This is a genomic window from Shimia sp. R9_2, assembly GCF_017743735.1.
Lineage (GTDB): Bacteria > Pseudomonadota > Alphaproteobacteria > Rhodobacterales > Rhodobacteraceae > Shimia.
The window spans coordinates 1-25,241 of record NZ_JAGHRO010000001.1; the positions used below are offsets into that span (position 1 = coordinate 1).

Consider the following 25,241-nt stretch of genomic DNA (forward strand, 5'->3'; position numbering starts at 1 on the left):
GAAAAACTTCCTAGCGCAACCCGCTGATACTGCTCAATATTTCCAGAACTTCCCAACCCAGAGCCTCGCTCCCTGCCAGTCCGTCCCGCCGTTGTGCGCCTCAGCGCCGCCGGTGAAGGGGGTTCTAAGGTTATCACCCACCAGCCGCAAGCGCTTTTTTCACTTTTTCCCCAAATTCAAAAACTTTCTTGCAAAAATAAACAATATCAATGACTTAACCACACGCAACCACGCCAGAAATCCCACAAACCATACCCAAATCCCAACAAATCAACCTTATCCACAGAATAACCCACAGACTCGTGAGGGACTCGGCAGAGAGTCAGTCAAAGACTCGCCACAAAATGAGGACGATCTCCCGAAACACACCACGCAACGCCAAACACAAACGTCGGTATCGCGTCGGTTTCCTAACGGTATTGCGGAGGTGGAATAATCGGACTGCCAAGGCCAACGAGCGCTGAAAGGCGAAAACCGCAACGGGGGTCAGAATGCAAAAAGGGCTGCCCCGCTCTATATGAGCGAAGGCAGCCCTTGGCGCCAAACTGGCGGCGGCTGGGGGAGGGATACAGCCGCCGTCCGGGTTATGGCTGCTGACGCGTTGCGGTGATCACCACGTCGCGGATGTTCACGCCCTGAGGCTGGGCATACATAAAGGCTGCGGTGCGGGCGATGTCATCTGCTACCAGCACGCCACCCATGCTGTCTTTCCAGGCTTCATAACCGTCGATGATTTCCTGATCGGTGGTGTGGCCCAGAAGTTCGGTCTCCACGGCACCGGGGCAGAGGCTCATCACACGCACATTTGCATCGGCCACTTCTTCGCGCACGTTTTCACTGATCGCGGAGACCGCGAATTTGGTGCCCACATATGCGGCGTGGTTCGGGAAGGACTTTTTGCCCGCAATAGAGGAGACGTTGATGATGGTGCCGCTGTTGCGCGCCTTCATGTCGCCGAGCACGGCCTGCATGCCGTTGAGCAGAGCAACAACATTGAGGTCATACATGCGTTGCCATTCAACCGGATCTTGGGTGTCGATCTGACCCAGCAGCATCACGCCTGCGTTGTTGACCAGACAATCCACCGGACCATAGGCGGCCTCTGCTTCGGTGATCGCGGCACGGAAAGCGGCGGCATCGGTCACATCCACTTTGCGGCAGAGCGCATTGGGCAGACCCAGCGCTTCGATTTTTTCCACGCGACGCGCAACCAGCAGCAAAGGGTGGCCCGCTTCGGAGAAACGCTTTGCCATGGCGGCCCCGATACCGGAGCTGGCACCAGTGATAACAATAAGACCTTTGGTGTGTTCGGACATTTCACTCTCCATATGATGTGCGGCTCTGGGCCGTTTGTTCTGACAGGGAGATAGGATCATTGGCGCATTTGGTGAATGATGCATTCTGTCGAAGACTTGCGCATTCCTATCAATTGGGCGCAAAAGCCCCGAGACGATCCGGCAAAACATGATCTATTGCACCTCAGGCATATGAGGTTTGGCACAAGGAGCCAGAGAATGCAGCATTTGGAAGCGGTGAAAGCACAGCATGGCTTTGGCCCCGGGGCGGGGTATGTGGCAACGCAGCTGCCGCAGGTGCAGTTCTTCTGGTCGACCCAGACCGTGCCGCGCGCGCCGCTGATCTATAATGCCGGCATTGTGCTGATCCTGCAGGGTCACAAGATCGGCTATCTTGGCGATCACGTCTTTACCTATGATCCGGATCATTATCTGGTGGTCAGCCTGCCCACCCCGTTTGACTGCGCCACCTTTGCCACCGCAGAGGACCCGATGCTGGGGCTCTTCATCAATATTGAGCCTGCGGAACTGCGCAGCCTTGCACCTCTGGTGGACAGCGACACATTGAGCCCGACCGCCGCGCCTTTGGGGCTGTCCCCTGCCCCTGCAGATGCCGAGCTGAAAGGATCGGTTGACCGGCTGCTCAAGGCGCTGTGCTCTGAGGCGGAAAGTCAGGCACTGGGCAATGGCATTGTGCGCGAGATTCTGTTTCACGCGCTCAAAGGCCCCCATGGTCCGGCGTTGCAGGCCTTGGCCAAGTCTGATTCACATTATGACCGGGTGGCGCGCAGCATCACCTTGATCCGCGAACACTACCCCGACAACATCAGCGTGGATGCTTTGGCGGAAACCGCAGGCATGAGCGCGCCGGTGTTTTACCGCGCGTTCAAGAGCATCACGGGATCATCCCCCTTGCAGTATCTGAAGGCCACACGCCTGAGCCGGGCCAAAGGGCTGTTGCTGGAAGGCGGCATTGGCGTGGCCGAGGCGGCCCATATGGTGGGATATGAAAACGCGGCCCATTTCAGCCGCGAATTCAAAAAGCATTTTCAGGTCAGCCCCAAAGAGGCGCAATCGTCGGGCTATCATCCGATTGATCTGTGATCGCCCGACGGTGATCTGAGTGGGCCGCTTTAGAACTCCGCCCAGATGTCGGCTGCCGCGCTGCCATCATCAAAGGTGATCGCCGGAGCTGCCGCCGTCGCCGTTGCAGCCGCCGGGGCTGCGGGCTTGGGCTGAGCGGTTTTGGCTTTGGCCTTAGCGGGCGCGGGTTTCGGCTTTGGCAGCGGTTTCGGTGCTGAGGCCGCCTTGGCGGGCGCATCATTGACTGCGGCCGCTGGAACCTCTTCAGCAGCCTCCACAACTGGGGGCGTCGGACGTTTGCGCGCCGCTGCATCAATATTGAAACGGCCCACCAGATCCGCAAGCTGCGTCGCATCACCTTTGAGCATATGGCCTGCGGCGGTGGCTTCTTCGACCATGGCCGCGTTTTTCTGTGTGACCAGATCAAGCTGGGAGACACCGGCGTTGATTTCACCCAGACTTGCGGATTGCTCCACCGCGCCTTCGGCAATGTCAGACACCATCTGGGAAATGCTCGCCACACGTTCGGTGATGCTGTTGAAGGATTCGCCACCCTTGCCCACCAGCTCAACACCCTGTGCCACCAGTTTGGAGGAGTCTTCGATCAGGTTCTTGATTTCCATCGCCGCCTCAGAGGAGCTGTGGGCCAGGTTGCGCACCTCGGAGGCCACAACCGCAAAGCCACGGCCCGCATCCCCGGCGCGCGCGGCCTCGACCCCGGCGTTCAGGGCCAGCAGGTTGGTCTGAAAGGCGATGTCATCAATCACCGAGATGATCTGTGCGATCTGGCTGGAGCTGCGTTCGATTTCGGTCATGGCCTGAACCGCGTTCTGCACCACGGCGCCGCTGCGTTCAGCCTCGGATTTGGCCTCATCCATGGCGCTTTCCACGCTGCGGGCGCCTTCGGCGGCGGCTTTCACAGAGGTGGTCAGATCATCCAGCGCGGCGGCGGTTTCTTCCAGTGTGGCCGCCTGGCTTTCAGTGCGTTTGGACAGATCGTCAGAGGCCTGACTGATTTCACCAGCACCATTGCGGATGGAGCCTGCGGCCTCGATCACCTCGGTCATGGTCTGGCTGAGGTTGGCGATGGAGGCATTGAAATCTGTCCGCAGCGCTTCGTAATGCTCCGGGAAGGAGGTAGTGATGTTGGCCGCCAGATCCCCTTTGGACAGGCTGGAGAGATGGGCGGAAAGCGTCTGCACCACTTCGCTCTGGGCGGCATCGCGGCGTTTTTGCTGCTCTTCCAACTCGCTTTGGCGCACCAGCGCATCGCGGAACACGGCCACCGAGCGGGCCATATCCCCCACCTCGTTTTTGGTCTCTGTGAACGGGATGTCGCTGTCGGTGTCGCCTTCCGCCATGGTTTCCATGCGGGTGCTGAGCTGATTGAGCGGGCGGGTGACACTGCGGGTGATGAAGAAGGCTGCAAGCCCCAAGATCAGGAGTGTGCCCGCCAGAACCATCAGCGCCTTGTTGCGCAGCAGAGCCAGATCGGCCTCGATGTCAGAGACATAGGCGCCGGTGCCGATCGCCCAGCCCCAGGGCTCAAACTGCAGCGCATAGCCGAGCTTGGCCTCGGGCTCGTCGCTGTTCGGTTTGTTGAAGTGATAGAGCACGCTGCCGTGGCCGGTTTCAAAGGCGGCGTTGTAGAGCGCCTCAAACAGGCGCAGACCGTTCACATCCTCCAGATCGCGCTGGCTGGTGCCGATCCAGTTGGGCCGGTGGGGGTGCACCTGCATGATGTAGTTCTTGTCAAAGACAAAGAGATAGCCGGTTTCATCATAGGAAAACGTATTGAGACGTTCGCGGCCGATGGCCTGTGCCTCCTCCAGCGTGTAGGCGCCGGATTGCACGCCGGCGTGCAGATCGTCGAGCAGGCTCGCGCCGATTTCCGTGATGTGGTGCAGTTCCTTTTCGCGCATGGTCTCGATGGAGCTGCGCATGTGGGTCTGCAGGATGGTGGTCAGGCCAACGGACAGGGCAAGCGCCAGCACCGCAAGCGCCACGATGCGGGTGGAGAGTTTGGACAGGAAGGTTGGCATAATTTGGCGGCCCCAATTTAGAAAAGAGTGTGCTTACTTTTTTGGTAGGACCGCAGAGGTTAAGGCCGACTTACTGTGTGTCATTGAGCAGGGCATTTGGGGCTCGGATGGGACGATCCGCAGCAAAGTGCACAAAAAACGCGCAAAGTTGAGACGCGGAAAACCGCGCGATTTCAAATGATTAAAACATCTTTGAGTTGTGCACCTCTCGCCCTCACCTCAATACCTAAAATTCTTCCGATTTCAGGTTGTTTTTGCGGTTTGGGCGCGGGGGCTAGCGGAATGCCTTTGGGTGGCAAGGGGGATGCAAAGAAAAACGCGGCCCCTGAGGGACCGCGTTCTTCGTGGTGTAGGAGAGCAGAGGGTTTAGAATTCCGCCCAGATGTCGGCCGCTGCATTGCCATCATCAAAGGTGATGGCCGCCGGTTGGCGCGCAGGCTCGGTCTTGGCGGGCTGCTCTGCGGCGGGTTTGGGCGCTGCCGATTTTGGTGCTGCAGCCTTTGGTTTGTCGACGGGTTTCGCAGCCGGTTTCTCGGACGAGACCACAGCTTTCGCCACAGGGCGTTTGGCTTTGACGGCACCGAGGTCGAAGTTGTTGACCAGATCCACCAGACGCGCCGCATCGCTTTTGAGCAGGTGCCCGGCGGCGGTGGCCTCTTCGACCATGGCGGCGTTTTTCTGGGTCACGTGATCCAGCTGAGACACACCGGCGTTGATTTCGCCCAGACCGGTGGATTGCTCCACCGCGCCTTCGGCGATGCCTGACACCATCCGCGAAATCTCAGTCACACGTGCGACAATACTGTTGAACGATGTGCCACCTTTGCCGACGAGTTCGACACCCTGCTCGACCTGCTTGGCGGATTCATCAATCAGATTCTTAATTTCCATGGCAGCTTCAGAGGAGCTATGGGCCAGATTGCGAACTTCGGACGCCACAACCGCAAAGCCACGGCCAGCGTCGCCAGCGCGGGCGGCCTCAACACCGGCGTTCAACGCCAGAAGGTTGGTCTGGAAGGCGATGTCATCAATCACCGAAACGATCTGAGAAATCTGACTGGAGCTCTGTGAGATTTCATTCATGGCGCGCACAGCATCGCCCACAACCTCTTCACTCGCCTTCGCTTCGCTCTGAGCTTCGGCAATGGCGACTTCAACATCGCGTGCGCCGGTGGCGGCGGATTTAACTGAGTCGGTCATATCATCCAGCGCAGCGGCGGTCTCTTCCAGCGTTGCCGCCTGGCTTTCCGTCCGTTTGGACAGATCGTCAGAAGCCTGGCTGATCTCATCTGCCCCGTTGCGGATGGAGCGGGCCGACTCAACCACTTCGGTCATGGTCTGGCTGAGCGTGGTGATGGAGGAGTTGAAATCGGCGCGCAGCGCTTCGTAATGCGACGGGAAGCGCTCGATGATTTTGGCCGACAGATCGCCTTGAGCCAAACGTGACAGATGGCTGGAGAGCGTGGTCACAACTTCGCTTTGCGCGGCGTCGCGTACTTTTTGCTCTTCTTCCAGTTCTTTCTGACGCACCAGCGCATCGCGGAACACACCTACGGTGCGGGCCATGTCGCCCAGCTCGTTCTTCGTTTCGGTGAACGGGATGTCGCCGTCGGTGTCACCCTCGGCCAGATCAGTCATGCGGTTGCTGAGTTTGCCCATCGGGCGGGTGACGCTGCGAGTCAGGAAGACAGAGGCCACAACCAGAAGCACCAGTGTGATGCCAAGCACCATCAGCGCCTTGTTGCGGATCACCGCGATCTCGGCGTCGATGTCGGACACATAAGCGCCGGTGCCGATCACCCAGCCCCAAGGCTCAAAATACCGGATAAAGCCAATTTTGGCTTCCATCACATCGCTGCCCGGCTTGATGAAGTGATAGATCAGCGTGCCGGCGCCGGTGGCGCGGGTGGCGTTCTTCAGCTCCTGATAGACATAAATGCCGTTGGTATCCTGGAAATCCTTGCGGTTCACACCAACGGTTTCTGGTGCAACGGGGTGGGCCTGAATGACGTAGTCGTCGTCAAACGCGTAGACATAGCCATTCTCCCCAAAAGCCATGTTCGAGAGGCGTTCGCGCGCCAGATCTTTGGCCTCATCTTCTGTGTAGCGACCCGCTTGAACATCGCTTTCAAGATCTTTGAGCAGGTTCACACCAATTTCGGTGATCGCGTGCAGCTGCTGGTCACGCATGCTTTCTGCGGTGCGGGTGGCCTGATTTTGCAACACGATGGTCAGCACTATCGACAATGCCAGCGCCATAGCGGCGAGTGCAGCGATACGCGTGGAGATTTTGTGAATGAATGGGGGCATGATTTCGGGATTCCTACACCAACCGATACTTTTGGAGGCGGGAGATAGGGGGGAGCGGGTTAATGTTCGCTTACTGCAGGCGGGCGATTTTTGCGGCGCGAATGGCGAATTTGCTCGGCGAGACGGCAAAAACCTATTGGTGCCTCAAAACGACCCGTGTGAAAGCCAGTGGCAACAAGGGCTTAGGCCGAGGTAAAGCGGGCTGAAGAAATAGAGAGAATGCGAGAGGAATTCTCAGCTCTGCACTGCGATATTGCGCGCCCTTCAGTTCAGGAGCGAGCGAAACTGCTTACCCGGCAGACAAGCGCTGAAACGTCAGGCGGCGCTGCGCAGGGGGCCTTTTTTGGGGTGGCGCATCTGGCGTTTGGGCAGGCGGCGCAGGGCGATCAGGCCAACAATCACGAACAGATAAACATAGGGCTCATACTGAAAGCTCTTGATCTGCATGATGTAGTGGATGCCGCCCAACAGCACGGCGAGGTAGGTCGCCTTGTGCAATTTGCGCCATTTGGGGCCGAGCTTGCGCACGGATCGGTTGTTGGAGGTCACCGCAAGCGGCAGCAGGATCAGCAGAGAGGCCATGCCCACAATGATGTAGGGGCGTTTGGCGATGTCCGCCCAGACCTGGCTGAGGATCTGAACATCGAGCACCATCCAGACCAAAAAGTGCAGCAGGATGTAGAAAAAGCTGATCACCCCAAGCGCGCGGCGCCAGCTGAGAAAGTTCAAAGGGGTGAAACGGCGCAGCGGGGAGACCAGCAGAACCGCCACCAAGACCTGAAGACCCGCCTTGCCCAGCGCGTGCTCCATCGCCTTGACCGGATCCACGCCCAGACCGCCGGTGAAGCCCGCATAGAGCAGCCAGACCGGGTAGGCCGCCCCGACAAGATAGAGCAGCCAGCTTGGTGTTTTGCGAATGGCGGTATTGAGCGCGTCAGTCATCGTCACCTTCCCCGCAGGTTTCGCCACGCTGGATCGGCGGGCATGGCGCGGTGCCGTATGAGCAGAACACACAGCAATCGCCGGGCAGCGGTTTGATCAGCCCGTCGCAGGAGGGGCATTCCAGAAAGAAAAGGCAGCTGTCCTCAGGCATCTGATGTGCCTCCTCATGACCGCAATGCGGGCAGGTCACTTGGGATATGAGGATCAGCCCCTGCATCCGGCTTAGTAGTTCTTCCGCAGGTCCATGCCTTCATAGAGGCCGGCCACTTCTTTTTCATAGCCGTTGAACATCAGCGTCGGAATGCGCTTGGCAAAGAAGCCGCCGCCGATCGGGCGCTCAGATGCCTGAGACCAGCGCGGGTGATCCACCTGCGGGTTCACGTTGGAATAAAAGCCGTATTCGCTTGGGATCGACTTGTTCCAGCTGGTGGGCGGCTCTTTGTCGGTGAGCGTGATGCGGACAATGGATTTGATCGACTTGAAGCCGTATTTCCAAGGCACCACCAGACGGATCGGCGCGCCGTTCTGGTTTGGCATGGGTTTGCCGTAAATCCCGGTGGCCATCAGTGTGAGCGGATGGTTGGCCTCGTCCAGACGCAGACCTTCGACATAGGGCCATTCCAAAAACGGCTGACGCTGGCCCGGCATTTCCTCAGGACGGTAGAGCGTTTCAAAGGCCACGTATTTTGCACCGGACTGCACACCGGCGAGATCCAGCAGGTCTTTCAGCTCAAAGCCGTTCCAAGGCACCACCATCGACCACGCCTCAACACAGCGGAACCGGTAGATGCGCTCCTCAATGGTCATCTTGGACAGGATGTCTTCCAGCGCGTAGTCGCCCGGATTGTCCACCATGCCGTCAATCTTGATCGACCAGGGTTTGGTGGTCAGCGCAGCGGCGTAGCGGGCCGGGTCTTCCTTGCGGGTGCCGAACTCATAGAAGTTGTTGTACTGGGTGATGACGTCAAACGGGGTTGGCTCCAGCGTCTCCGCGGCGGCCTGTGCCTTGGGCGCGATGGTTGCAAGGCCAAGACCGGCCATGCCTGCCATGATCTGACGGCGGTTCAGATAGGCGGACTTTGGGGTCACATCGTCATGTGTGAGGTCGTTGGTCCAGCGGTGGGCCATGTGGAGTCTCCTTTGTCTTGAGGAGAGACATAGCGCATTTGCCCCCCCAATCGCCACAAAGACAGGCCACACCAGCGGTCACGATGATGTGGGCGGGCTGTAATGTTTTGGTGCGGCCCTCGTCTGCCCTGCCAAACAGGAGGACAGGCGCGCGGCTCGGTCAGACGCTCTCGGGGCGCGGGAAGACCTCGTTCATCGGAACGGAGCGGCCGTTTTCCTGCACCAGACGCACGTGGCGGCGCCGCAGTTTGCGCGGATCAGACACGCCCACGGAATGCGAGAGCACCTCCACCTCTTTCACGATGGCTTTGGCATAATTGGCCACGCGCGGAGCCTTGCGGTCCACCACCAGACCTTTCTGGAACCGCGGGTCATGGGTGGTGATGCCGGTTGGGCAGGTGTTCTTGTTGCACTTCAGCGCCTGAATGCAGCCCAAGGAGAACATGAAGCCGCGCGCAGAGGTCACAAAATCCGCGCCCGCCGCCAGGGCCCAGGCCACATCACCAGGATTCACCAGCTTGCCTGACGCAATCAGGCGCACGCGATCCTGCAGGCCGAACTCTTCGCGCAGATTGGCCACCAGCGGCAGCGCTTCGCGCACTGGCATCCCCACCAGATCCATCAGCGGCATGGGGGCGGCGCCGGTGCCGCCTTCGCCGCCATCAATGGTGATGAAATCGGGTGCAAAATCTGCGCCGCGCCGGGTGATGGCTTCAAAGAACTCCCGCATAGTGGTTTCCGCGCCCACCACCGTTTTGATCCCGACCGGCTTGCCTGTGATCTCGCGCACATGGGTGAGCATGTCGATCAGGTGATCAAAGCTGTCGATTTCGCGGTGGCGGTTGGGGGAGATGCCATCCTGCCCCACTTTGAGGCCGCGAATGGCGGCGATTTCCTCGGTCACCTTCTCGCCGGGCAGAATGCCGCCTTTGCCGGGCTTGGCCCCCTGCGCCATTTTAATCTCAAACATGCGGATGGCCTCGTGGCTGGCGACCTCTGCCAGCTTGGCATCATCCAGACCGCCGTGCTCATCGCGCACGCCAAACTTGGCCGTGCCGATCTGAAACACCAGATCGCAGCCGCCCTCATAGTGGAATGGCGACACGCCGCCCTCCCCGGTGTTGAGCCAGATCCCGGCCTGCGCCGCACCCTGGCTGAGCGCCTGAATAGCGGGTTTGGACAAGGCACCGTAGCTCATGCCCGAGATATTGAAGAAAGAAGGCGCCAGATAAGGGGTGCGGGCGGTTGGCCCGATCAGCAGAGGCGCTGATTTGGCATATTGGTCATCGAGCGGCGGGAAAGGATCATTCACAAAGATCGGCGTGCCCGGCACGCTGAGGTTGCGGGTGGAACCAAAAGCAATGGTGTTGGATTTGCCTTCGCCGGCGCGCCCGACCCATTCCCGCTGCGCACGGTTGAAGGGCAGCTCTTCGCGGTCCATGGCAAAGAAATACTGGCGGAAAAATTCACCAAGCTCTGAGAAGATATGCCGGAAGCGCCCGATCACCGGATAGTTGCGGCGGATGGCGTCTTCGGTCTGGCTGCGGTCGACAACAAAGAGGACAAGGGCCAGAAGCACCAGAGCGGCAAAGATCAAAACAAAGACGAGACCCAGCACTTCGACGATGTCAAAGGCGGTTTCCATTGAGGCTGCCATTTCCATAGGTGGCGCTCCTTATGATTATTTTGGCCTTAAAGTGATCTTATGTGGCCCAAGGGGCAAGTCACGATCAGACAACAAATGCGTGTGTTGGGCGACAAACAGCGCGCCACGTTGCGAGGTCAGGCGTTTCGATCTAAGCTGATCTTACTGTTTCTGAGCCCGCAAATCCTGCCTTTCTGCCGCTCCATTAGGATCATTTATGAGATCACTGTGGTGGGCCTGCGTATTTTTACAGGATGTTGGGCCATTTGTGCGCTGCGCGATATTCAGCGCTTTGTTTATTGAGTGGATGTGTCTCATGTTATTTATCACCAATCGTTTCCCCACCCAAAGCATTCGCAGCCGCAAGGGCCGCCGCTTTACCTTTGATCTGGACAACAACGCGCCGTCCAACTCGGTGTTTTACTGCGAGACGGGCGCGGATGGGCACCACACGGAGATCACCAGCGATGAGCTTCTCAAACGCGTGCGCGAAAGCCAGCGCCGCCAGATCCTGCTCTATGTGCATGGGTTCAACAATCTGCCGGATGTGGTGTTTGAGCGTGCTGCCGAGCTGCAGGCGTTTTGTGATGCGGCCAAACCCAAAGAAGTTCTGGTGCTGCCGCTGATCTGGCCCTGTGACAACGGGCTGGGTGTCGTGCGGGATTATTGGGATGACCAGAAATCCGCCGACCAGAGCGGCTATTCCTTTGCGCGGGTGCTGGAGCGGTTCATGAAATGGCGCAACAGCGCGGACAATGAGCCGGAGGTGGCGCCATGCCTGAAGCGGATCAATCTGATCGCGCATTCCATGGGCAACCGGGTATTGCGCCAGACGCTGGTCGCCTGGGATCAATATGATCTGGCCGCCGGCGTGCCGCTTTTGCTGCGCAACACGTTTATGGTGGCCGCCGATGTGGTGAATGAGACCGTGCATGAGGGCAAGCCCGGCGCGCTGATCAGCCATGCCTCGCGCAATGTGGTGGTCTATTACGCCTCAGACGATCTGGCGTTGCGGGCCAGCAAAGCGGCCAACCTGCGCAATAAGGTGGCGTCGCGGCGGCTGGGGCATACGGGGCCGGAAAACATCGGCCGCACGCCACGCAATGTGTTTCAGGTGGATTGTGACGATGTGAACACCAGCTATGACACCCCCACCGGGCATATGTATTTTCTCGACGACGGGGGCGGCAAGAAGCCCGGCAAAGTGTTCAACCACATGTTTGACTGCATCCTGAACGGGCGGGTGTTTCCCGATGACCCCGATCAGCGGTCGATCATTTTGAAGTAAGCCCCAGCAGGCCCGGCAGCGCACGCATATCGTCAAAGACGTCGTCACAAATCGGCGTGAGGCGTGTCGGGTCTGTGTCTGCGGTGAAGCCCAAGGTGCGCATGCCTGCCGCTTTGCCTGCGCGGGCACCGCTGGGGCTGTCCTCCACCACCGCGCAGTTTGCAGGGGCAATGCCCGCATCCGCCGCGGCCTTGAGATAAACGTCAGGTGCGGGTTTGGGGTTGGGCACATCTTCGCAGGAATAGATGCGGCCTGCGAGACGTGAGGCGATGCCGCAGCGGGTGAGCGTGATCTCCATTTTGGCATGTGGGCCGTTTGAACAGACCGCATAGGGAATACCTGCCGCATCCAATGCATCGAGCGACTCAATGGCGCCCGGGATCGCGGTGACCTCGGTAGCAAGGCGCGCAAACATCTCCGCGTAGATCAGATCAACCCAATTGTCCTCAAGGGTGGCCCCAAGACCGCGCGCCGTTTTGGCAACGCCCGCGATGGTGCCGCCGACCAAGAGGTCAATGACACGGTCATGGGACACTTGCAGGCCGCGCGCGGCGAGATTTTCCACAAGCAGCGCGTTGGTGACAGGCTCGCTGTCCACCAGCACGCCGTCACAATCAAAGAGAACAAGATCTGGGGTCATGGGCATGTCAGGCGGTGCCCGAAACCATTTGGGCGGAAGCAATGGCGTGGCGGTCTGTCATGCCGGAGACAAAATCGGTGATCCCATGGGCGGCGGTATAAGGATTGCTCACGTCACGCAGATCCAGACCAAGGGCGCGGACAAGTTGCGCCTCGTAGCTGGGCAGCGCATCGGCGTTCCAGCCGTTTTGGCGCAGCGCTTCATAAACCGGCAACACGCCATCAAGCACCCGCCAGATTGCGTTACGGCCCTGAATTTCCAGCCGCGTTTTGCGTGGGGCGGTAAACAGGCGCTCTCTTGCGGTTTCCTTGATGCGCGCGAAGGCTTCATTTTTGTCCGACACAGCAATCAACTCCCCTGAGAACTGGCCGGACAAGATGGCATCGTGATGGGCGATGAAGGCGGCCACACAAGCGTCAATCGCGCCGCCAATGGCGCGGGCGCGCAGATAGCTGATGCGTTCATAAGGCGTGTAGGCGGATTGGTCTCGGTTGGTCAAGCGGCAGAGCGGCGCGAGCAGCTCCTCCACCCGCTCAAGGCTGAGGTCGCCGGCAGAATAGCCGTCTTCGAGATCCACGATGTTGTAGCAAATGTCGTCTGCCGCCTCGACCAGATAGACCAGCGGGTGACGCCGCCACCAGAGGCTGCCATCAGGTGCGGTCTCTTCGGGCAGACCCAGCGCCTGCGCCACGGTTTTGAGCGTGTCATATTCGCTGTGGAAAGCACCAAACTTCTTCGCCCCCACATAAGGTGCCTTGCCGCCATTGGCCGCTTTCAGCGCCGCAGAGGTGCTCGCCGTCATCGGGTATTTGGTGAAGGCCCCAAGCACCGCATTGGAGAGCCGCATGCCGCCCTCGTTGCGATACATTTCCAGCCGGGTGACGATGCGAAAGCCCTGTGCGTTGCCTTCAAGCGGGGTGAATTCTGCCTGCTTGGCAGGGTCAAAATCCGCAAATAGCCCCGTGTTTGCGTCAAATTTCTCCGCAAACCAGCCGCCCATGGCCTCTTCGCCTGAGTGGCCAAAGGGCGGGTTGCCAATATCGTGTGCCAGACAGGCAGCGTGGACGATGCCCGCGATCTTGGGCGCTTCGCCAGCGGTCAGATGCCCCTGCTCTTCCAGCCAGCTGCCAACTTTCATGCCCAAGGTGCGGCCCACGCTGGCGACCTCGACCGAGTGGATCATGCGGTGGCGCAGGTGATCGTGCTCATAAAGCGGGTGGACCTGTGTTTTGTTGGCCAGCCTGCGAAACGGCGCAGAGAAGGTGATCCGGTCGGCGTCCTGTACGAAGTTCTGGCGCAAGGGGTCTTCCTGTTTGCCAATGTCAGAAGCGCGGTCGGTGTTGATCAGGGTGTGCCAGTCCAAATGTGAGGTCCGTTTGTCTGTCAGTGAAGTCTGTGGATGAAAAGAAAAAGCCCGCTGCGGACAGCGGGCTTTCTGGAAGATTTCAGATCAATGCACAACCGCATCATCCGGTTTTGGCTGCCCTGAGGTGCCAAGCCGGTCGCCGATGATCAGCCCATCCGCCCCGGCGCTGACCGGGATGGTGTCGCCGTCTTTCACGTCGCCTGCCAGCAAAGCCTCAGCCAGCGGGTTTTGCAGGGCGCGCTGGATCACGCGTTTGAGCGGGCGGGCGCCAAAGACCGGATCGTAGCCTTCATCGGCAAGCCATTTCTGCGCGCCTTCGTCAAGCTCGATGCCGATCTTGCGGCCTGCGAGACGTTTCTTCAGGCGGGCGAGCTGGATCTCGACGATGCCATCCATATCGGCGCGGGCGAGCCGGTCAAAGATGATGGTTTCATCCAGACGGTTGAGGAATTCGGGGCGGAAGTGGGCGCGCACCGCATCCATCACATCGCGACGCGCGTCGGCTGCGTCCGCACCTTCGGGCAATTGGCTGAGCGCCTGTGCGCCGAGGTTGGAGGTGAGGATGATCAGCGTCTGCTTGAAATCCACCGTGCGGCCCTGACCATCGGTCAGCACACCATCATCAAGCACCTGAAGGAGCACGTTGAAGACATCCGGGTGGGCTTTCTCGACCTCGTCAAACAGCACCACCTGATAGGGACGGCGGCGCACGGCCTCTGTTAGCACCCCGCCTTCGTCATAGCCGACATAGCCGGGAGGTGCGCCGATCAGGCGGGCGACCGCGTGTTTCTCCATGAATTCGGACATGTCGATGCGCACCATGGCGCTGTCATCATCAAAGAGGAAGTCGGCCACGGCCTTGGTGAGCTCGGTTTTCCCCACGCCGGTTGGGCCGAGGAAGAGGAAGCTGCCAAGGGGGCGGTTTTCATCATTGAGGCCTGCGCGGGCACGGCGCACGGCGTTGGACACGGCAGTGACCGCTGCGTTCTGACCAATCACGCGGGCATGCAGGTCCTCTTCCATGCGCAGGAGCTTTTCGCGCTCGCCTTCAAGCATCTTGGAGGTCGGAATACCTGTCCAACGCTCGACCACCTGGGCGATCTGTTCCGGGCGCACGGCTTCTTCCACCGTCATTTCACCCTCGCCGTTTTCCGCCGCATCGAGCTGTTTCTCGAGATCCGGGATCACGCCATAGCTCAGCTCACCTGCGCGGGCGAGATTGCCTTCGCGTTTGGCGATGTCCAGATCGGCGCGGGCCTGATCGAGCGCTTCCTTGATGTGCTGCGCGGAGGCGAGTTTGTCACGACCGGCCTGCCATTTGGCGGTGAGCTCGGCAGACTTCTCCTGCAGATCGGCGAGGTCTTTCTGCAGGGTTTCCAGACGGTCCACGGAGGCGGCGTCATCCTCCAGCTGGAGCGCCTGTTCCTCGATCTGCAGCTGCAGGATCTGACGGTCAAGCGCGTCGAGCTCTTCGGGTTTGCTGTCCACTTCCATGCGCAGGCGGGAGGCGGCCTCGTCCACAAGGTCGATGGCTTTGTCCGGCAGGAAGCGATCGGTGATGTAGCGGTGGCTGAGCGTGGAGGCGGCGACGAGCGCTGAGTCAGAGATGCGCACGCCGTGGTGCAACTCATATTTTTCCTTGATGCCGCGCAGGATGGAAATTGTGTCTTCCACGGTGGGCTCTTCGACCATCACCGGCTGGAAGCGCCGCGCGAGGGCCGCGTCTTTCTCCACATATTTGCGGTATTCATCGAGCGTGGTGGCGCCGATGCAGTGCAGCTCTCCACGGGCCAGAGCCGGTTTGATCAGGTTGGCCGCATCCATCGCGCCCTCTGATTTGCCGGCGCCCACAAGGGTGTGCATCTCGTCGATGAAGAGGATGATTTCGCCCGCGGCCTCGGTAACTTCAGTCAGAACGGACTTGAGGCGTTCCTCAAACTCGCCACGGTATTTTGCGCCCGCGATCAGCGCGCCCATGTCGAGCGCGAGAAGCTTCTTGTTGCGCAAAGACTCCGGCACGTCGCCGTTGACGATGCGCAGGGCCATGCCTTCGGCAATCGCGGTTTTACCGACGCCGGGCTCGCCGATCATCACCGGGTTGTTTTTGGTGCGGCGGCTCAGCACCTGCATGGCGCGGCGAATTTCATCATCGCGGCCAATAATCGGGTCGATTTTGCCTTCGCTGGCGCGTTCGGTCAGATCCTGCGCGTATTTCTTGAGCGCCTCATAGCCGTCCTCTGCCGATGCACTATCTGCGGTGCGGCCTTTGCGGATGTCGTTGATCGCAGCATTGAGCGCTTTGGCGGTGACATTGCCGGCCTCAAGCGCGTCGCGGGCTTTGGATTTCACCATCACCAGCGCCATCAGGATGCGTTCCACCGGCACAAAGCTGTCGCCTGCCTTTTTGGCAAGGCTTTCGGCCTCAGAGAGCACTTTGGCGGAGGTGTTTTCCAGATAGGGCTGGCCGGTATCACCCGACACCTGCGGCTGTTTGGCAACGGCGGCGTCCACCGCTTCGCGCACAGCTGTGGCGTTGCCGCCTGCGCGGCTGATCAGGTTGGCCGCAAGCCCCTGATCGTCGTCCATCAATGCTTTCAGAATGTGTTCGGGCACCAGGCGCTGGTGATTTTCCCGCATCGCGATGGTCTGCGCCGCTTGAATAAAGCCGCGTGACCGCTCCGTGAACTTGCTCAAGTCCATGGGTTTTCTCCTTCTCATAAGCGCCCGATTGCCGATAACGCCCGCTTTGCGGCACGTCAGGTTGTGGGCCTCGGTAAAGATGTGGGATCTTGCGTGTGTCAGGTCAAGATTGCCAGACAGGAATTTAAATCTGTCTCAACGGATGCGGGATTTTCCAGGGCGAAAAGGGCACAAAAATTCCCCTAAATTGAGACAATTTTCGCCCTATTTTCGCGCCAGACTGAACGTCGAACAGAATGTTTATGGGGGTGGCATGCCATGCATGTGACAGAAATTCAGATCACCAACCCGATGTATCGACAGACACTGGGCGAGCTGACCGCTGTGGTGAGCCTCAGCAGTGCATCGCGTGATGTGCGGGTGCATTGCGCAGTACCGGCAGAGGACAGCACCGAGCCACAGAAAGGCGCCGGACGGCTGGCGTTGATCCGCGAAGCGCTGCGGCAGCTGCGCCGGATGCCAGAGATGCGCACCGGCCGCGAAGAGCTTTCCTTTGCGCCGGGTGTGTTGCCAAGCGAGGGCTGATCCGCCCTAAAGGCGATCTATTGAGCCTCCCGATGGGGAGGCTTTTTTGCGTTTCTGGGGCCTGTCCTGAAGCGCGCAGGCTTGCCGGAGCGGGGATGAGGCGTTAGAAGGCGCACGTTTGCTTTGTGCCACCCTAAATTGCTGGAGACCTCCCATGAGTTCAGACGACCGCCTGATCGTAGCCCTTGACGTGCCCAACGCCCTGCAGGGTTTGCAGCTTGCAGAGCAGATTGGCGATGCCGTGTCTTTCTATAAGATCGGGCTTGGCATGCTGACCGGAGGCGGGCTGGCGCTGGCCAATGAGCTGAAAGACGAGCACGGCAAGCGCATCTTTCTGGACATGAAGCTGTTTGACATCGGTGCCACCGTTGAGGCGGCGGTGCGCGGGCTGGCGCAGTTTGATCTGGATTTCCTCACTGTGCATGGCGACCCGCATGTGGTGGCTGCGGCCAAAGAAGGCGCGGCGGGCAGCAATCTGAAAATTCTGGGCGTGACCATCCTGACTTCACTGGATCGCGGTGATCTGGACAACTGTCTGATCAAAGAGGGCGAGATCAAGGACTTGGTGCAGGAGCGCGCGGGTCGGGCGTTTGACGCGGGCGCGGATGGCGTGATTGCCTCCCCACAGGAAGCTGCGCTGATCCGGGCGCTGCCGGAATCCGAGGGCCGTTTGATCGTGACCCCCGGCGTGCGCCCCGCAGGCGCAGTACTTGGCGATCAGAAGCGCGTGGCCACCCCGGCCAATGCGGTGGCAGACGGCGCTGACCACATTGTGGTGGGTCGCCCGGTCTGGACCGCTGAAGACCCGCGCGCCGCAGCGCAAGCCATTGTGACAGAGCTGGCTTCTGCACAGGCCAAGCGCCCCAACCGCTAAGCCAAAGCCTGCGCGCCGCCCCTGTCAGGCGGCGCGACTGCTGCTATATTGAGGCTCCGAGACTCACACGAGAGACGCGCGGATGCCCGCATTTTGCCGAGACTGCCTGACCGAGAGCCAAAGCGCGGCGCGCTGTGGCCATTGTGGCAGCATGCGCATGATTTCCCATCCGGAGCTGTTTGATCTGTCCATCGCGCATATGGATTGTGATGCGTTTTACGCCAGCGTTGAGAAGCGCGACAATCCGGAGCTGGTGGACAAGCCGGTGATCATCGGCGGCGGACGGCGCGGCGTGGTCTCGACCGCCTGTTATGTGGCGCGCATTCGCGGGGTGCGCAGCGCCATGCCGATGTTTCAGGCGCTGAAGCTCTGCCCCGATGCGGTGGTGATCAAGCCGCGCATGTCGGTCTATGTGGAGGTCAGCCGCGCCATTCGTGCGATGATGGACGAGCTGACGCCGGTGATTGAGCCGCTGTCGCTGGATGAAGCCTTTCTCGACCTCACCGGCACCACAAAGCTGCATGGGGCACCGCCAGCGGTGATGCTGGCGCGGCTGACAAAACGCATGAAAGACGAGCTGGGGATCACAGGCTCTATTGGGCTGTCGCACAACAAGTTTCTTGCCAAAGTGGCCAGTGATCTGGACAAGCCGCGTGGCTTTTCGGTGATTGGCAAGGCGGAGACTGCTGATTTCCTGAGTGACAAGCCGGTGCGGATGATCTGGGGGATTGGCCCGGTGGCGCAGGAGAGCCTTGAGCGCGCGGGCATTCGCACCTTCACCGACCTGCTGCGCTGGGATCAGGAAGACCTGATCGCGCGGTTTGGCAACACGGGCTTTCGGCTGTGGCATCTGGCGCGGGGGCAGGACAAGCGCAAGGTCTCCGCCCATGCACCGATGAAGAGCATCAGCAATGAGACCACGTTTTTTGAGGACACCGCCAGTTTGGATGTGCTCGACGGGCACATCTGGCGGCTGTCGGAAAAGGTGTCGGATCGGGCGAAGGCCAAGGATCTGGCCGGGCGTGTGGTGACCTTGAAGCTCAAGCGCGCCAATCACAGCACCATCAGCCGCCGAGTGAGCCTGCGGGACGCGACACAGATGGCGGACACGCTCTATCGCACCGCGCGCGGGCTGTTTGATCAGGTCGGCAATGAGGGGCCTTACCGGCTGATCGGGGTGGGGCTGGCAGATCTGGTGCCCGCCACGCAGGCGGATCTGTCAGGTGACTTACTCGATCCGCAAGCGGTGCAGCGCGCCAGGGCTGAGCGGGCCACCGATGCAATCCGCGCACGGTTTGGCGCGGATGCGATCCAGAAGGGGCGTGGGATTCGGTAGCGCCCAAACAAGGGCTGCGCCTGCCTGGGGAGGTGCGTATGCACCTGCCGGGGGGCAGGTAGGTGCAGCCCGTGCCGCAAGCGACACGGGCGTTGGTTTTGGATCAATCGTATTTGCGCTGGTCTTCGATGACGATGCCGTCTTTGGGCAGGCTGCCCGGCGCGACGATTTCCACGGTGCCTTTGAGCTTGAGCGCATCCACAACGGAGGCCCCATAGGCCGCTGCATCACCGCCGGGGGATTCAATCTGCACTGTCATCACATCCATTTCACCGGAACGCGTGGCGATGACGCGCGCCTTTGCGATCTCGTCATGTTTGGCCACCAGTGCCGCAACCTGCTCTGGCCGCACAAACATGCCTTTGATCTTGGCGGTCTGGTCGGCGCGACCCATCCAACCTTTGATGCGCATGTTGGTGCGGCCACAGGGGCTTTCGCCCGGGAGGATTGCGGAAAGATCGCCGGTGGCAAAGCGGATCAGCGGGTAATCAGGGTTGAGCGTGGTCACCACTACTTCGCCCACCTCGCCCGGCGCGACTGGGGTGCCGGTGCCCGGCGTGACGATTTCGACAATCACGCCTTCGTCGATGATCATGCCTTCCATGGCCTCGGATTCATAAGCAATCGAGCCCAGATCGGCTGTGCCGTAACCCTGAAGACAGGTGATGCCGCGATCGGCATATTCCTGACGCAGCGAGGGGAAGAGCGCGCCGCCGCCGACAGTGGCTTTGGTGATCTGGAGTTTTTCGCCCATCTCCTCAGCCTTGTCCAAGATGATCTTGAGATAGTCGGGCGTGCCCGCATAGGCAGTGGTGCCGATGTCCACCGCGGCGCGGACCTGCATTTCGGTCTGCCCCACACCTGCGGGAAGCACTTTGGCACCCACGGCGCGGGCGCCGCTTTCAAACATCATGCCCGCCGGGGTCAGATGGTAGGAAAAGCAGTTGTGCACAATGTCAGATGCGCCAATGCCCACCGCATGCAGCACGCGGCCAAAGCGGAACCAGTCGTGGCTGGTGCCACCGGGTTCATAGATCGGGCCCGGAGACTGGAACACATGGGCGATGTTGGGATTGCTGAGATCGGCAAAGCCGCCCAGCGGGCCCGCAGCTTTCTGCGCAGCGCCAAGCTCTGATTTGCGCAGCACGGGGAGGTCTGCCAGCGCCTGAGCCGAGGTGATCTTGGCCGGATCCACATCCGCCAGACTGGCCGCAAAGCCCGGCAAGGCCTTGGCGCGGGCCAGCTGCGCAGGCAGGGCTGCGCTCAGATCGGCGGCGCGCTGATCGGCGCTGCGGGTTTCCAACTCATCAAAAAAGCGGCTCATGATGCCATCCTTTATGTGCTCTGCCGCCATGCGTGCGGCCAAAGATTTCTTGTGCGCGCGCTGAGAGAGAGCGGCGCGAGACGGGAAGTGGGTGCCCGGTCAGACCGGGCAGACAGGGAGGCTGAGGTCAGCTCAGCCAGCGTTTGCGGCGACGGTAGGAGCGCACGTCGCGGAAGGATTTGCGGCCTTCTTCAGACATGCCGAGATAAAATTCCTTCACATCCGGGTTTTCGCGCAGTTCGGCGGCAGGGCCATCCATCACCACGCGGCCGGATTCCAGAATATAGCCATAATGGGCAAAGCGCAGCGCCACATTGGTGTTCTGCTCTGCCAGAAGGAAGGTCGCGCCTTCTTTCTCATTGAGGTCTTTCACGATGGTGAAGATTTCTTCCACCAGCTGCGGTGCAAGGCCCATGGAAGGTTCATCCAGCAGAATACATTCCGGGCGGCTCATCAGCGCGCGGCCAATGGCGACCATCTGCTGCTCCCCGCCGGAGGTATAGCCCGCCTGCGATTTGCGGCGCTCTTTCAGGCGTGGGAAATAATTGTAGACCATCTCGAGATCTGCGGCGACTTCGCCACCGCTGCGGGTATAGGCCCCGGTCAGCAGGTTCTCTTCGACCGTGAGGTGCTCAAAGCAGTGACGGCCTTCCATCACCTGAATGACGCCCTTTTTCACCAGCGCTGCCGGATCAAGATCGGCCACAGGTTCGCCGCGATAGTTGATCGTGCCTTTGGTGACCTCGCCGCGCTCGGAGTGCAGCAGGTTTGAGATGGCCTTCAGCGTGGTGGTTTTGCCTGCGCCATTGCCGCCCAGCAGTGCGGTGATGCCGCCCTTGGGAACCGAGAGGCTCACGCCTTTCAGCACAAGGATCACGTGATTGTAGATCACCTCGATGTTGTTGACCTCCAGAAGGGTCTCTTCGGTGCGACCAGCGTCAAGCATAAGCGTTGTCTTTCGTCTCAGGATCAGGGTGCCCCGGCCAGCAAGTTCCGGCCGGGGCGGTTGGGTTTGAGCGGGGCTTACTTACAGGCCGCTTCGATGTTGTTTTCAGCGGCGTAGGCTGCGGAATCTTCCGCCACCAGCGCGCCGATCACCTCACCGTCGGTCTCTTTAAAGTCAGAGATCAACGACCAGGTCTGATTGGCCGCGTCCCACTGGGTCACACCAACGAGGCCCGGGCCACCGTGGTTCTGACAGGAGACGTTGAAGGCCGGACCAAAGTTCGGCATGCCGAGCGCGGTCATTTTGGCCTCATCAATTTGCAGCGCTTCCATGCCGTCACGCATCTGGCTTGGAGTGATGTCGGCTGTACCGTGGATGCCTTGAGCGGTTTTGGCCGCCTCAGCTGCGAGCATGGCGGCATACATGCCACGGTTATAGAGCACGTTGCCGACCTGATCGCCTGCGCCTGCCGCTTTGCCCGCATCAACAACATACTTCTGGATGTCGTCAAAGATCGGGAAGTCACGGCCCACGTTGTGGAAGGTCAGCGCCTTGAAGCCATTGGCCTTCGCGCCCGCTGGCAGCACGTCATGCTCTGCACCGGACCACCAGATGCCGATGAAGTTTTCCATCGGGAAGCGGATGTTGGCGGCTTCTTGAACCGCAACCTGGTTCATCACGCCCCAGCCCCACATCAGCACAAAGTCCGGACGTTCGCGGCGGATCTGCAGCCACTGGGATTTCTGCTCCTGACCAGGGTGATCCACCGGCAGCAGGCTCAGCTCATAGCCGTGCTTTTTCTGCAGCTCTTCGAGCGTGCGGATCGGCTCTTTGCCGTAAGCGGAGTTGTGATAGACCAGCGCAATTTTCTTGCCCTTCAGGTCACCACCATTGGTCTCAAGCAGGTAGTTCACCGCACCGGAGGCACCATCCCAGTAGTTGCCGGGGTAGTTGAACACGTGGCTGAAGACTTCGCCGTTGGCGGCAGAGGTCCGGCCATAGCCCATGGAGTGGATCGGAATGTCATCCGCGGTCGCTTTGGGGATCAGCTGATAAGTGATGCCGGTGGAGAGCGGCTGATAGACCAGCGCGCCTTCGCCTTTGGTGGATTCGTAGCATTCCACACCTTTGGCGGTGTTGTAGCCGGTTTCACATTCGATCATGCGGATCGGAACGCCACCAATGCCGCCATCACGCTCGTTCAGCAGAGTGAAGTAGTCTGCGTAGCCATCCGCGAAAGGAATGCCGCCTGCAGCGTAGGGGCCTGTGCGGTAGCTGAGTGATGGGAACACCAGATCGGCCATTGCCGGGGCTGCCGCCATCACCGCGCCGAGCGCCATGGATGCGAATTTCAATTTCATCGGGTTTCTCCTCCCTTGGTTTTTGTCCGATGGTGAGCGCAGGGCCTCCCCGCCCCGCGCGCTGGTCATGGCCCCGCCTTAATGCGGGAAGGGCCACAACCTCAGCTTCTCCTTGGCCACGCGCCAGAGCTGCGCCAGACCATGGGGTTCTGCGATCAGGAAGACGATGATCAGCGCCCCCACGATCAGGAATTCGAGGTGTGCGGCAATATCGGTCGGCCAGCCAAGGCCCCCCACCAGCACGTTTTTCAGCAGGACCGGCATCAGAACCAGGAAGGCTGCGCCGGCAAAGGAGCCGAAGATCGAGCCCAGGCCGCCGATGATGATCATGAAGAGCACCAGGAAGGACTGGTTGATGCCAAAGGCTTCGCCCACTTCCACCGCGCCCAGATAGACCGAGAAGAACAGCGCGCCCGCAACCCCGATGAAGAAGGAGCTGACAGCAAAGGCAGAGAGCTTGGCCTTCAGCGGGTTCACACCGATGATTTCAGCGGCGATGTCCATGTCGCGGATCGCCATCCATTTGCGCCCCTGCATGCCGCGCGTCAGGTTGCGCGCCACAATCGCCAGCAGCGTGAGGATCACGAGGCAGAAGAGATAAGGCGCCCAGGCTGTGGTATTCGGGCCGGTCACGGCGATGCCGAACACGGTGCGTTCCGGTGCGGAGATCTGACCGGAGGCGGAGTAGTTGTAAAACCACGGCACCCGGTTAAAGAGCCACACCAAGAAGAACTGTGCCGCCAGCGTGGCCACCGCCAGATAGAAGCCTTTGATGCGCAGCGATGGCAGACCAAAGAGCACCCCGACCAGCGCGGTCACGCCACCCGCCAGAAGCACGTGGATGAAGATATTGATCTCCGGGAAAGAGGTCATGAGCTTGTAGCAAGCATAAGCCCCCACCGCCATGAAGCCCCCGGTGCCCAGGCTGACCTGCCCGCAGTAGCCCACGAGGATGTTCAGACCAATCGCCGCGATCGCATAGATCAGGAACGGCAGGAAGATCGCGTTGACCCAGTAGTCATTGATCAGGAACGGCACCGCGCAGAAGGCAAAGAGCATCACCGCATAGTACCGATAGCGATCAAAGCGGATCGGGAAGGTTTGGTTGTCGTCGGCGTAGTTCGTTTTGAAGTCGCCCGCTTCACGATAGAACATCAGCTGTTCTCCTCGTTATATTCTCTTTCAAGATGGGACCGGTCCGCCCGGTTCCCCTTTTTCGCATAGCCCGTGGCCTCTGAGTGCCGCACAAGCTTGAGGTAACACCACACTCCCAGCGCTCCCCCTGTCGCCGCGAGGACCGCGGCGGTGGTCATTTGCCCCGCATCAGCCGGGTCCGCCGTGATGGCGAGGTAGCCGAAGGCCCAGAAGCCGGACCAGGCGATGACGTTCAGGATGGCTAGAAGTTTTGGCATATCCTGTGAGACCTTTCGTTTCAGACCCTCTCGATGATTTTTTCCCCAAACAGGCCCTGCGGCCGGAAGACGAGGAAGACGAGTGCCAGCACATAGGCGAACCAGTTTTCGGTTGCGCCGCCGACCAGCGGGCCGATGGTAAATTCAAAGAGCTTTTCACCGACACCGATGATCAGGCCGCCGACAATGGCGCCGGGGATCGAGGTGAAGCCGCCCAGCATCAGCACCGGCAGCGCCTTGAGTGCGATCAGCGACAGCGAGAACTGCACACCGGATTTGGCACCCCACATGATGCCCGCGACCAACGCCACAAAGCCTGCCACGGACCAGACCATGACCCAGATGAAGTTGAGCGAGATGCCCACCGACAGCGCGGCCTGGTGATCGTCGGCCACAGCGCGCATGGCGCGGCCCTGTTTGGTGTACTGCGAGAACAGCACCAGTGCGATCACGAGAATGGTGGCGATCACCGTGGCAACCAGATCGAGCTGATCCAGGAAGAAGCCGTAGAAGTTCTCGTTGCCCATGCCGAGCCACTGGGTGTTTTCCTCAATCCAGAAGCTGCCACCCTGGGGCAGGCCCACATCCAGCGTCTTGATGTCAGAGCCCCACATCAGGTCGCCAAAACCTTCGAGGAAATAGGCGAGACCAATGGTGGCCATGAACAGAATGATCGGCTCCTGATTGACCAGATGGCGGAACACAAATTTCTGCACCGCCCAGGCGAGGAACACCATAACACCCATGGTCAGAAGGATCGCCAGGATCGCGGGCACATGCCAGCCAAAGTGGTGGATTTCCGTGCCAAGCGCCGCGTTGATCAGATGGGCAAAAGGCACCTGCCCTTTCATGATCCCCACAAGGGTCGCCGCAGAGAACAGCGCCATCACACCCTGGGCGTAGTTGAAGATGCCGGAGGCTTTGTAGATCAGAACGAAGCCCAGCGCGACGAGGGCATAGAGCACCCCTGCCATCAGGCCGTTAAGCACAACCTCGGTGCCGTAGAGAAGACTTTCAGGCATCA

General features: G+C 60.1%; 22 protein-coding genes. 6 read left to right on the top strand and 16 right to left on the bottom strand.

Annotated elements, in window-relative coordinates:
* The coding region (locus J7400_RS00005; RefSeq protein ID WP_209057406.1) for a hypothetical protein at positions 1 to 436 on the top strand (436 nt) is incomplete at its 5' end.
* A gap of 148 nt (positions 437 to 584) precedes the next feature.
* Here J7400_RS00005 and J7400_RS00010 read toward each other — a convergent pair.
* Positions 585 to 1,316 (bottom strand): SDR family oxidoreductase, encoded by a 732-nt coding sequence (locus tag J7400_RS00010; RefSeq protein WP_209057408.1) that lies wholly within the window; start codon positions 1,314 to 1,316, stop codon positions 585 to 587.
* A 198-nt stretch (positions 1,317 to 1,514) separates the two neighbouring features.
* Between J7400_RS00010 and J7400_RS00015 the strand changes: the two genes are divergently transcribed.
* A complete protein-coding gene (locus tag J7400_RS00015; protein WP_209057410.1) occupies positions 1,515 to 2,399 on the top strand; it encodes an AraC family transcriptional regulator in 885 nt (294 codons plus the stop codon).
* Positions 2,400 to 2,428: 29 nt separating this feature from the next.
* Here the strand turns inward: J7400_RS00015 and J7400_RS00020 are convergent, their stop codons facing one another.
* The 6 genes from J7400_RS00020 to J7400_RS00045 form a co-directional block, all read right to left on the bottom strand.
* Complete coding sequence (locus J7400_RS00020; protein WP_209057435.1) at positions 2,429 to 4,420, bottom strand: methyl-accepting chemotaxis protein; 1,992 nt, start codon at positions 4,418 to 4,420, stop codon at positions 2,429 to 2,431.
* A 366-nt stretch (positions 4,421 to 4,786) separates the two neighbouring features.
* Positions 4,787 to 6,730, bottom strand: coding sequence for a methyl-accepting chemotaxis protein (locus tag J7400_RS00025; protein ID WP_209057437.1), 1,944 nt, complete (start codon positions 6,728 to 6,730; stop codon positions 4,787 to 4,789).
* A gap of 315 nt (positions 6,731 to 7,045) precedes the next feature.
* Positions 7,046 to 7,672, bottom strand: coding sequence for a protein-methionine-sulfoxide reductase heme-binding subunit MsrQ (msrQ, locus tag J7400_RS00030; protein WP_209057439.1), 627 nt, complete (start codon positions 7,670 to 7,672; stop codon positions 7,046 to 7,048).
* On the bottom strand, positions 7,665 to 7,889 hold the full coding sequence (locus tag J7400_RS00035; RefSeq protein WP_209057441.1) for a GDCCVxC domain-containing (seleno)protein: 225 nt from the start codon (positions 7,887 to 7,889) through the stop codon (positions 7,665 to 7,667). Before J7400_RS00035 ends, msrQ begins: the two co-directional genes overlap by 8 nt.
* 5 nt (positions 7,890 to 7,894) lie before the next feature.
* Positions 7,895 to 8,800: a protein-methionine-sulfoxide reductase catalytic subunit MsrP gene (msrP, locus tag J7400_RS00040; protein WP_209057444.1), complete on the bottom strand. Its 906-nt coding sequence runs from the start codon at positions 8,798 to 8,800 to the stop codon at positions 7,895 to 7,897.
* Positions 8,801 to 8,960: 160 nt separating this feature from the next.
* Entirely contained in the window at positions 8,961 to 10,445 is a 1,485-nt protein-coding gene (locus J7400_RS00045) for an FMN-binding glutamate synthase family protein (RefSeq protein ID WP_209060157.1), read from the bottom strand.
* A gap of 316 nt (positions 10,446 to 10,761) precedes the next feature.
* Here J7400_RS00045 and J7400_RS00050 point away from each other — a divergent pair, with 316 nt between their 5' ends.
* Positions 10,762 to 11,733, top strand: coding sequence for an alpha/beta hydrolase (locus J7400_RS00050; protein ID WP_209057446.1), 972 nt, complete (start codon positions 10,762 to 10,764; stop codon positions 11,731 to 11,733).
* On the opposite strand, the gene J7400_RS00055 is transcribed toward J7400_RS00050, so the two are convergent.
* The 3 genes from J7400_RS00055 to clpB form a co-directional block, all read right to left on the bottom strand.
* Complete coding sequence (locus J7400_RS00055) at positions 11,720 to 12,373, bottom strand: HAD family phosphatase (protein ID WP_247738549.1); 654 nt, start codon at positions 12,371 to 12,373, stop codon at positions 11,720 to 11,722. The two genes, J7400_RS00050 and J7400_RS00055, sit on opposite strands and share 14 nt — an antisense overlap.
* A gap of 7 nt (positions 12,374 to 12,380) precedes the next feature.
* The gene (gene dgt / locus J7400_RS00060) at positions 12,381 to 13,736 is read right to left on the bottom strand and encodes a dGTP triphosphohydrolase (protein ID WP_209057450.1); all 1,356 of its coding nucleotides are present in this window, start codon (positions 13,734 to 13,736) and stop codon (positions 12,381 to 12,383) included.
* Positions 13,737 to 13,823: 87 nt separating this feature from the next.
* Complete coding sequence (gene clpB, locus J7400_RS00065; RefSeq protein ID WP_209057452.1) at positions 13,824 to 16,439, bottom strand: ATP-dependent chaperone ClpB; 2,616 nt, start codon at positions 16,437 to 16,439, stop codon at positions 13,824 to 13,826.
* 258 nt (positions 16,440 to 16,697) lie between these two features.
* On the opposite strand from clpB, the gene J7400_RS00070 reads away from it, so the two are divergent.
* The 3 genes from J7400_RS00070 to J7400_RS00080 all read left to right on the top strand — a co-directional run bounded on the left by J7400_RS00070 (position 16,698) and on the right by J7400_RS00080 (position 19,174).
* Complete coding sequence (locus J7400_RS00070) at positions 16,698 to 16,964, top strand: hypothetical protein (protein ID WP_209057454.1); 267 nt, start codon at positions 16,698 to 16,700, stop codon at positions 16,962 to 16,964.
* 154 nt (positions 16,965 to 17,118) lie between these two features.
* Positions 17,119 to 17,838 (top strand): orotidine-5'-phosphate decarboxylase, encoded by a 720-nt coding sequence (gene pyrF, locus J7400_RS00075; RefSeq protein ID WP_209057456.1) that lies wholly within the window; start codon positions 17,119 to 17,121, stop codon positions 17,836 to 17,838.
* A gap of 82 nt (positions 17,839 to 17,920) precedes the next feature.
* Positions 17,921 to 19,174: a DNA polymerase IV gene (locus tag J7400_RS00080; protein WP_209057458.1), complete on the top strand. Its 1,254-nt coding sequence runs from the start codon at positions 17,921 to 17,923 to the stop codon at positions 19,172 to 19,174.
* A gap of 103 nt (positions 19,175 to 19,277) precedes the next feature.
* Here J7400_RS00080 and J7400_RS00085 read toward each other — a convergent pair whose 3' ends face one another.
* The 6 genes from J7400_RS00085 to J7400_RS00110 form a co-directional block, all read right to left on the bottom strand.
* Entirely contained in the window at positions 19,278 to 20,498 is a 1,221-nt protein-coding gene (locus tag J7400_RS00085) for an AMP-binding protein (RefSeq protein WP_209057474.1), read from the bottom strand.
* Between the two features lie 127 nt (positions 20,499 to 20,625).
* Positions 20,626 to 21,444: an ABC transporter ATP-binding protein gene (locus J7400_RS00090; protein WP_209057476.1), complete on the bottom strand. Its 819-nt coding sequence runs from the start codon at positions 21,442 to 21,444 to the stop codon at positions 20,626 to 20,628.
* A gap of 77 nt (positions 21,445 to 21,521) precedes the next feature.
* Positions 21,522 to 22,805, bottom strand: a complete 1,284-nt coding sequence (locus tag J7400_RS00095) for an ABC transporter substrate-binding protein (RefSeq protein ID WP_209057478.1) — start codon at positions 22,803 to 22,805, stop codon at positions 21,522 to 21,524.
* A 78-nt stretch (positions 22,806 to 22,883) separates the two neighbouring features.
* Positions 22,884 to 23,960, bottom strand: coding sequence for a branched-chain amino acid ABC transporter permease (locus J7400_RS00100; protein WP_209057480.1), 1,077 nt, complete (start codon positions 23,958 to 23,960; stop codon positions 22,884 to 22,886).
* Positions 23,960 to 24,217: a hypothetical protein gene (locus J7400_RS00105; RefSeq protein ID WP_209057482.1), complete on the bottom strand. Its 258-nt coding sequence runs from the start codon at positions 24,215 to 24,217 to the stop codon at positions 23,960 to 23,962. Before J7400_RS00105 ends, J7400_RS00100 begins: the two co-directional genes overlap by 1 nt.
* 20 nt (positions 24,218 to 24,237) lie before the next feature.
* A complete protein-coding gene (locus J7400_RS00110) occupies positions 24,238 to 25,239 on the bottom strand; it encodes a branched-chain amino acid ABC transporter permease (protein WP_209057484.1) in 1,002 nt (333 codons plus the stop codon).
* Positions 25,240 to 25,241: the final 2 nt, after the last annotated feature.